Origin of the sequence: Nocardiopsis sp. MG754419 (genome assembly GCF_018207095.1) — a bacterium.
Lineage (GTDB): Bacteria > Actinomycetota > Actinomycetes > Streptosporangiales > Streptosporangiaceae > Nocardiopsis.
In genome coordinates this window covers 1-8,224 of record NZ_QOCZ01000199.1, presented here as the reverse complement: position 1 = coordinate 8,224, position 8,224 = coordinate 1, and the positions used below count along the sequence as shown (strand labels likewise).

Sequence of the window (8,224 nt, the reverse complement as noted above, 5' to 3'; positions counted from 1 at the left end):
GTCCCCGGTCCCCGGCCCCGTGGACCGGGTACCGGGGGAGCGGTGCCTCCGCGACCGCCGCCCCCGAGAGTGGCCGCCGCTCGGGCTCCGCCGGTGAGGGCGGCGGTCCGAACCGCCGTGGTCCACCCGTGGGCGGGCCTCACGAGGAGCGGTCGATGGAATCCTGCATCTCGGCGAGGAACTCCTCGGCCGCCTGCTGCGTGGACTTCTCACCCAGCAAGGCCTCGTGCCCGTAGCGCACCTGGATGGTCGCGATGACGCTGCCGCCGTTGGGGGTGATCGGAGGAGCGTCCCCCACGTGGTCCATGGCCCTCTCGTTGAACTCCATCGCCATGGCGCCGCTCTCGTCCAGGTGCGGCTCGACCACCTCCTGGAACTGCGGGTGCGCGGGGAGCCCCCGATCGAGTCGGAAGATCTCGGCGACCCGGGTGTCGTTGGTGAGGAAGTCCATCAGCAGGGCCGACTCCGCCGGGTGGTCCGAGGAGGCCGAGGCCGACCAGTACATCGAGGGCTTCATGTACTGATAGCCGTCGGCGGTGTCGTCGTCGGTGGGCCACTGACCCAGGACGAAGTCGAACTGGGGCGCGGCGGCCTGCTGGGCGGTGAACACGCCGCCGGCGATGAAACCGATGAGCGTCTCGCCCTGGGACAGGCCGGTCTGGTCGAGGGGGACGCCGTGGTTCTCGACCATCTCGTGGGCCGAGTCCGCCGCACCCGAGTCGATCCACTCCGCGACCCGGTCCCAACAGGCGGCGATGGTCTCCGGTGAGGCGGCCACGTTCCCCTCGCGGTCGAACAGGTCCTCACCGTGCTGGCGCAGCCACACGTTGAGCGAGAAGTTGTCCAGGCACATCGCGCCCAGAGGGTTGTACTCGCCGTCGGAGGCCTCGTGCAGCTCCAACCCGACCTCGTGGAGGTCGTCCCACGTCCAGGTCTCGAAGTCCGGCAGGTCGACCCCGAGTTCCTCGAAGAGGGTGGTGTTCACCGCCAGCGCGTTCGGTGCCGCCCCGGTCGGTACGGCGTAGAGGGTGTCGTTCACCGAGCCGGTGTCCAGGACGGGGTCCTCCAGGGCGCTCACGTCCAGGATGTTGGAGACCGTCGACAGGTCGAGCAGGGACCCTCGATCGGCGTAGGAGGCCAGGTACATCTCGTCGAACTGGGCCACGTCGGGCATGTCGCCCCCGGCGGTCATGGTCGCGAGGCGGTCCCAGTAGCCGGCCCAGTCGGCGTACTGCGGTTCCACCGTGATGTTGGGGTACTCCTCCTCGAAGATCTCGATGGCCTCCAGGGTCTGCTGGGTGCGGTCGTCCGCCCCCCACCAGGCGAAGGTGATGGTGACGTCCCCCTCCGAGAGTTCGGGCTGGTCGACCGTGTCGGGGGTGACGGCGCAACCGGTCAGGAGGAGCCCTGCGGCGAGCACCGCCGAGGTCCGGACGCGGCGTGGACATGGGGTCATGGTCTCTCCTCGTGCCTCGGGCACTGTGGGCTGTGGTCTCCGGTGGCTCACTTGCCTCCGGTGGTGGCGATCCCACGGAGGAGGAACCGCTGTCCGAAGAGGAAGACCAGGAAGACCGGGATGAGGGTGACGACGCTCATCGCGAAGAGCGCGCTGTAGTCCGATTGCATCTGGGCGTCGATGAAGGAGCGGAGTGCCACCGGCACCGTGTACAGGCTCGGCTCGGTGACGAAGATCAGTTGCGAGAAGAAGTCGTTCCAGGTCCAGATGAAGGTGAAGATCGCCGTCGTCGCCAGCGCGGGGACCATGAGCGGCAGCATGATCTGGAAGAAGATCCTGGCGTGGCCCGCGCCGTCGATCCGTGCCGCCTCGTCGAGTTCACGGGGAATGCCCCGGATGAACTGCACCATCAGGAAGATGAAGAAGGCGTCCGTGGCGAGCAGTTTCGGGACGATGAGCGGGAGATAGGTGTTGATCCACCCGAGCTGCGCGTACAGAACGTACTGCGGGATGATGAGCACGTGAATGGGAAGCATGATGGTGATGAGCATCACCGCGAATGCCGTGCGCCTGTACCTGAACCTCAAGCGCGCGAAAGCGTATGCCGCCAAAGAGCACGAAACGAGGTTCCCGAGAACCGTTCCGAGCACGACGACGGCCGAGTTGAGCAGGTATTTCCCGAAGGGTTCGCTCAGCGCGTTCCACCCGTTGGGGTAGTTCTCGAAATGGAACGTGTCGACGAACAGTGTCGCGTTACCGAAGATCTCGTGGTTGGGGCGCAGCGACCCGGCCACCATCCACAGCAGCGGGTACAGCATCACCAGTGACACGGCGATCAGCGTCAGGTGTTTCGCTAGGCTCCACACGAGGGCGCTCGGCGAGCGGGTGCGTCCTCTACGTTTCCCGACCGGTTTCCTTCCCGGGGGTGGGCCCGGTGTCACGGCGTTCTTCTCGAGGGTCTCAGTCATTGTAGAACACCCAGAATTTCGATGCCCAGAAATTGATCGCGGTGAAAGCGGCCACGATGATCAGAAGAAGCCAGGCCAGGGCGGACGCGTATCCCATCCGGAAGCCCATGAACCCCTCCTGATAGAGGTACAGGGAGAAGAAGAGCGTCGAGTCCGAAGGCCCTCCCGTGCCGTTCGAGACGATGAAGGCCTGGGTGAAGGCCTGCAGGCTTCCGATGACGCCCAGTACCAGGTTGAAGAAGATGATCGGGCTGAGCAGGGGAAGCGTCACCGAACGAAAACGTTGTAAGGGTCCGGCGCCGTCGATCGAGGCCGCCTCGTAATAGTGGCGGGGGATCTGTCGCAGCCCCGCGAGGAAGATGACCATCGGCGCCCCGAAGGTCCAGACGTTGAGCGTGATGATCGTGCTCAGAGCCGTCTCGGGTGAGGCGATCCAACTCGGACCCTGAATCCCGAACACGGCGAGGAAGGAGTTCACCAGCCCCTCCGCCCCGAACACGAGCCGCCACAGGACCGCGATGGCCACGCTTCCGCCGAGCAGCGACGGCAGGTACAGGGCGGAGCGGTACAGCGCCAGGCCGCGCAGGCCCCGGTCGAGCAGCAGGGCGAGAAGGAGAGCGGCGGCCAGTTGCAGGGGCACACCGACGAAGACATAGGTGAAGGTGACCTGGAGCGAAGCCCAGAGGCGCTCGTCCCCGAGCATGCGCGCGTAGTTCTCGACACCGACGAACCCGGGGTTCTGCAGCAGGTTGTAGTCGGTGAAGGAGAGGTAGAGGGAGGCGATCATCGGGCCGACGGTGATGCCCAACAGACCGATGATCCAGGGGGCGAGGAAGGCCAACGCGGCCTTGTCGTCCTTGCCGTGGGCCTCGTCGTTCCGCCCGCGGCGGGACCGCCCGATGGTCCTGAGTTCGCCGAGCATGCTCATGGCGACCACTCCGGTGCGGTGTCACGGGACAGCGGCCCCGCGTTCGCGGTGCGCCCTGCGGCCTCGCGGCGATGGTCCGCGCCGTGTCGCGCGCCGGCCCTACCGCCGGGCGAGGATGGATGGGCGCGTCCGAACGTCGCGCCGTCCCGTGCGGGGAGCCCGTTCGCGCCGGAGGGGAAGGGGCCCGGCGTCGCGCCGGCCCCACGAACGCCGCGGTCGTGTGGGGTGGTGTCCGGGGCGCCGCGCGGCGGTCTGCGCGCCCGGGGCCCGTGGTCGATGGTGGGGTTCTCACACACCGGGAACGATCTCCTTTCGTTCGAGGATCGCTGTGGCGGCGCTCGCGTCGTCGCCGTACATCGCTTCATGGAAGGGGTGGCCCGGGACCAGGTCCCTGCGCCGGACCGTGCCACCGGAGAGCGCGGAGGCGTACATCCCCGCGATGAGTTCGAGTGCCCGCCGGCCGTCCGCACCGCCGGCCCGGGGTCGGCGCCCCGCCGCGTGGGCGTCGAGGAGGGCCGACAGTTGCGCCCGGTGGGAACTCGGCTCGTCGACGCGGGGCGGCCACACCTCGGACAGGCGCGCGTCCACGTGTGCGGCAGGCGTCCAGCGCCAGTGCCCGTTGTCGTAGCCGTGGAGGTGCTCCAACTCGACCGTCGCGTGTTCGAAGTCGAAGCGCAGGTAGCTGGTCTCCCGCGGGGACAGCAGGCTGTTGACCATCGACACGGTCGCGCCCGACTCCAGTTCCACGATCGCCATCGAGACGTCCTCGGTCTCGGTCCGACGCGCCGTGGTGGACATGCGGGCGGTCACCTCGGACCAGTCGCCGAGCAGCGAGAGCATGAGGTCCATCTGGTGGATCCCGTGGCCCATACTGGGGCCGCCGCCCTCGGTGGCCCACTTCGCCCTCCAGGGCACCTCGAAGTAGGCGGGGGAGCGGTACCAGAGCGTGTTGCACACGCCCACGAGCGGTCGTCCGAGGGCCCCCTCCTCCAAGTGGTGGCGGAGGCGCTCGGCCCCGGAACCGAACCGGTGCTGGAACACGTAGCTCGCGTAGGGGCCGTTCGCGGTTCCCTCGTGGGCGCAGATCTCGTCGTATTCGGCCAGGGAGAGGGCGGGCGGCTTCTCGCACCACACCCAGGCCCCCGCGTCCAGGCTCGCGATCACCGCTTCCTTGTGCGCGGCGGGCGGTGTGCACACCACGACCAGGTCGGGGGATTCGGTGGCCAGCATCGTGCCGAGGTCGGTGTACCTACCGGGGACGTCCCACTCGTCCGCGGTGGCATGGGCGCGGTCGGGGTCGACGTCGACGATGGCGACCACATCGACGCGCTCGCGGGCCGAGGAGAGGGCGGGGAGATGGCTGCCGCGGGCGATCCCGCCTCCGCCGACGACGGCGGTACGGATGCGGGGAGGGAGGTCCGACACATGTGCCCCTAGCGTCGCAGGTGCATAGTGAACGTTCACTATTGCGGGGGGCACCTAAAATAGTGATCGTTCACACATCGTGTCAAGATTCCTTTAACGCCGAGTTCACCGATGCAACAGGAGCGTCATGACCACACGTGACCCGCGGCGGCGTCCCACGATCATGGACGTCGCCCGTCTGGCGGGCGTTTCCCACCAGACCGTCTCCCGCTTCCTCCGCGACGAGGGCAAGGGCCTCAAGGAGTCCAACAGGGAGAGAATCGACGCGGCCATGCGGGAGCTCGACTACCGCCCCAACCTCGTCGCGCGCTCCATGCGCACCCGTCGCACGGGGCGCCTGGCGATCGTCCTGCCGAGCCTGCGCACCCTGGGCCCCGCCCGGATGCTCATCGGCGCGGTGGAGACCGCCCACGCCGAGGGGTTCGTCGTCGAGGTGGTCAGCCTCGGCGGTGGGGCGCGCGCCCGGACCGAACGGATGAGCGAACTGGCCGACGCGGGTCAGGTCGAGGGCATCCTCTCGCTGAGTCCGCTCGACCTCGACGGCGCCGGACCCATGAACAACGCCGCCGTGGTCGTCTCCGCCGACTATGACGACGAGATGCGGGGCATCGGGGAGTTGGCCGACGCCTCGCCCGTGGTGGAACTCATCGAACGCCTCGCGGACCAGGGCCACCGGCGCTTCCTGCACGTGACGGGTGACCTCGGGTTCGCTTCGGCGCGTGGGCGCAGGAAGACCTATGAGGACACCATCGCCAAACTGGGCCTGGAGTCCTTCGGGGTGATCGAGGGGACCTGGAGCGCCGAGGCCGGGTCGGCGGCGATCCGGGCCCTACCGGAGGACAGCGGCGTCACCGCGATCATCGCCGGGAGCGACGTCATCGCGGCGGGCGTGTGCCGAGGTGCGAAGGAGCGCGGTTGGCGCGTTCCCGAAGACCTCAGCGTCACCGGTTGGGACGACAACCCGGTGGGCGCCCACCTCAGTCCCTCGCTCACCACCGTCGACGTCGACCTCGTGCTCCTGGGGGAGAACGCCATGCGGCGTCTGGTCGCGGCGGTCCGCGACACGACGCCGCAGCTCACCGAACGGCCGCTCAACAGGATCATCTGGCGCGAGTCCACGGGTCCGGTCCCCGGATCGGTCCGTCACGCGCAGGGATGAACAGGGGAGGGAGGAAGGTCTCATGGGGAAGCGCCCCATGTCCCGATCTCTTCAGTAGGTTGGTGTCCGGGTCGAGAACACGGGCGGGTCCCGCCCGGACACCGATCGGCCCTCCACGTTCGACTTCCGGAATCGAGGAGACGATGTCCAGGGTCAAACTCCGGCTGCGCGGCCAGGAGGACGACGTCGAGCGCCTGCTGGCGACCCTGCGTTCCGACGACGCGGTGCGCCTGGTCGAGAAAATGCCCGAGCCGCAGCCCGGGGGGTATGTGGTCGTCCACGCGGTCGCCTCCACCGGCGAGGACACCGGCGAGGCCGAGTCCTAGAGCCGGAGCGCCGGGTGTGGTCCGTCGAACGCGCGTCGGCGGAGGTCGCCTCCCCAGAACCCGGGGAGGGATCGCAGGTGGGAGGGCGAGCGACACGCCTGCCCGCCGGAGGTCCCTGAGGTTCCCTGCCGGGCGTCGTGCGCCCGGCCCGGGGGCGACGCCCGGCTCATGCCCTGAAGCACACGGCCCCGCCGTCCCGCCCGGCGGACTGGGAGCGGTTCGCGCGGGCGCCCGTGCTCACCGCCCGTGCGGGCGCCCGGCATCCACCGTCTCGGTCGACCGCGGGGGAGCGGTGCTCTCGCACGTGTGCCCGGACGCGTTGGTCGCGATACCGATGACCTCGTCGAGCTGGTCGCGTGCGGCGATCAGGTCGGCGATCCGCCGATCCACGAGCGAGCGTTCGGCCATGAGCCGGTCCAGCATGTCCGGCGTCGCCTCGCCCGTGTCCACACAGGGCAGCACCTCACGGACCGTTCTGCTCGGTAGGCCCGCGGCGTAGAGCTGCTGAATGAGCCGTACCCGGCCGACGGCTGAGGCCGGGTAGTCCCGCTGACCGCCGGGGGTGCGTTCGGCGGTCAGCAGGTGCTGTTCCTCGTAGTAGCGCAGCGCCCTCACACTCACGCCCGCCAGCTCGGCGACCTGACCAATGCGCACGGATCCACCTCACGTCCGACCTTCGCGATGTGCACCTGACGTCAACGTCAGGTTCTAGAGTACCGAGCGTCGCGCACATCGGTTCTCGGTGCGTATCGGAAAGGCAGGACATCATGCGTGCAGCCCGTTTCCATGAGCACGGCGGTGCCGAGGGTCTGGTGATCGACGAGGTCCCGGACCCGGAGAGATCCGTATCCGCGTCGCGGCCGCCGGTGTCAACCCCATCGACTGGAAGGCCCGTGCCGGTGCGTTGCGCGGACTCCTCCCCGTGGAGCTGCCCGCCATCCCCGGCCGCGACGCCGTCGGCGTCGTCGACGAGGTCGGTGAGGGCGTTCAGGACACGGTCGTCGGAGACCGTGTCTTCGGCCTGGGAGGCGTCACCGGTGCGACGGCGGAACTGGCCCTGCTGTCCGCCCGGGCCCAGGCGCCCGCCACCTGGAGCGACGAGGAATCCGCCGGCGCCGGGTTGGCGTCGGTGACCGCGTTGGGCGGGCTGAAGGTGTTGGGCCCTCTCCCCGGACGCACACTCCTCATCGAGGGCGCGGCCGGGGGCGTGGGCAGTGCCGCGGCCGAGATCGCCCTCGCCCACGGTGCCACCGTGATCGGGACGGCCGGCGAACACGACCACGCGTTCCTGGCCGAACTCGGAGCGATTCCCACCACCTATGGCAGCGGTCTCGCCCGGCGCGTCGCGGCCCTCGCACCCCAGGGCGTCGACTGCGCGTTCGACACCGCGGCCTCCGGTTCCCTGGACGACCTCGTCGCCATCACGGGCGCTCCGACACGCGTGTCGACGATCGCCGACCACGCCAACGCGCGGCGTCTGGGCACGCATCTGGTCAACGCCGTCAACGATCCCGCCCTCCTCGACGCGGCGGCGGAACTCGGCCGCCAGGGCCGCTACACCCCGCGCATCGAGCGGACCTACCCACTGGAGCGGATCGCGGAGGCCCACGCACGCGCGGAACGGGGACGCACACGCGGAAAGATCGTGATCCGCATCTGACCACGGAGGATCGCCGGGCGGTCCCACAGGGGTCCCCGCCGGTGCCCGAACGGGGCCGTTCCGGCGGTCCCGCGGCGCAGAACGATGGGCGGTGTTCTCGGTTCCGCTGATCCGCGTTCTCAGCTGCGGGTCGACCCGGTGGCCCGGTGGTCGTCGTCGAATCATGTGACACCAGAGCGCCATGTCGCCTGATTTACTGGGTTTTCGAACCTGAGCGGCGAGGGAGCCGTGCGCCTTCGGCCTCACGCTCGCCGCCTGAGCCGGTCGCCCGGTGAACAGGCCCGACGGGCCCCGGGCGTGTG

General features: G+C 69.2%; 7 protein-coding genes and 1 pseudogene. 3 read left to right on the top strand and 5 right to left on the bottom strand.

Going from position 1 to position 8,224, the window contains the following annotated elements:
- Positions 1–139: 139 nt before the first annotated feature.
- From DSY14_RS25420 to DSY14_RS25405, 4 genes are all read right to left on the bottom strand, one after another.
- Positions 140–1,456: an ABC transporter substrate-binding protein gene (locus DSY14_RS25420; protein WP_211719143.1), complete on the bottom strand. Its 1,317-nt coding sequence runs from the start codon at positions 1,454–1,456 to the stop codon at positions 140–142.
- Between the two features lie 47 nt (positions 1,457–1,503).
- Positions 1,504–2,274, bottom strand: a complete 771-nt coding sequence (locus tag DSY14_RS25415) for a carbohydrate ABC transporter permease (RefSeq protein ID WP_249188454.1) — start codon at positions 2,272–2,274, stop codon at positions 1,504–1,506.
- A gap of 142 nt (positions 2,275–2,416) precedes the next feature.
- On the bottom strand, positions 2,417–3,352 hold the full coding sequence (locus tag DSY14_RS25410; RefSeq protein ID WP_211719141.1) for a carbohydrate ABC transporter permease: 936 nt from the start codon (positions 3,350–3,352) through the stop codon (positions 2,417–2,419).
- A gap of 288 nt (positions 3,353–3,640) precedes the next feature.
- A complete protein-coding gene (locus tag DSY14_RS25405; protein ID WP_211719140.1) occupies positions 3,641–4,777 on the bottom strand; it encodes a Gfo/Idh/MocA family protein in 1,137 nt (378 codons plus the stop codon).
- Between the two features lie 127 nt (positions 4,778–4,904).
- Here DSY14_RS25405 and DSY14_RS25400 point away from each other — a divergent pair, with 127 nt between their 5' ends.
- Together DSY14_RS25400 and DSY14_RS25395 are read left to right on the top strand one after the other, a co-directional pair.
- Entirely contained in the window at positions 4,905–5,936 is a 1,032-nt protein-coding gene (locus tag DSY14_RS25400; protein WP_211719139.1) for a LacI family DNA-binding transcriptional regulator, read from the top strand.
- 143 nt (positions 5,937–6,079) lie between these two features.
- Positions 6,080–6,262: a hypothetical protein gene (locus tag DSY14_RS25395; RefSeq protein ID WP_211719138.1), complete on the top strand. Its 183-nt coding sequence runs from the start codon at positions 6,080–6,082 to the stop codon at positions 6,260–6,262.
- A 237-nt stretch (positions 6,263–6,499) separates the two neighbouring features.
- On the opposite strand, the gene DSY14_RS25390 is transcribed toward DSY14_RS25395, so the two are convergent.
- Positions 6,500–6,916: a MerR family transcriptional regulator gene (locus DSY14_RS25390; protein WP_211719137.1), complete on the bottom strand. Its 417-nt coding sequence runs from the start codon at positions 6,914–6,916 to the stop codon at positions 6,500–6,502.
- Between the two features lie 113 nt (positions 6,917–7,029).
- On the opposite strand from DSY14_RS25390, the pseudogene DSY14_RS29500 reads away from it, so the two are divergent.
- Positions 7,030–7,922 (top strand): annotated as a pseudogene (locus DSY14_RS29500) (NADP-dependent oxidoreductase).
- Positions 7,923–8,224: the final 302 nt, after the last annotated feature.

Excerpts from the sequence above, each read along its gene's own strand:
- DSY14_RS25415 (WP_249188454.1), bottom strand. The coding sequence starts at position 2,274 with ATGCTGTACCCGCTGCTGTGGATGGTGGCCGGGTCGCTGCGCCCCAAC.
- DSY14_RS25410 (WP_211719141.1), bottom strand. The coding sequence starts at position 3,352 with ATGAGCATGCTCGGCGAACTCAGGACCATCGGGCGGTCCCGCCGCGGG.
- DSY14_RS25400 (WP_211719139.1), top strand. The coding sequence starts at position 4,905 with ATGACCACACGTGACCCGCGGCGGCGTCCCACGATCATGGACGTCGCC.
- DSY14_RS25395 (WP_211719138.1), top strand. The coding sequence starts at position 6,080 with ATGTCCAGGGTCAAACTCCGGCTGCGCGGCCAGGAGGACGACGTCGAG.
- DSY14_RS25420 (WP_211719143.1), bottom strand. The coding sequence starts at position 1,456 with ATGACCCCATGTCCACGCCGCGTCCGGACCTCGGCGGTGCTCGCCGCA.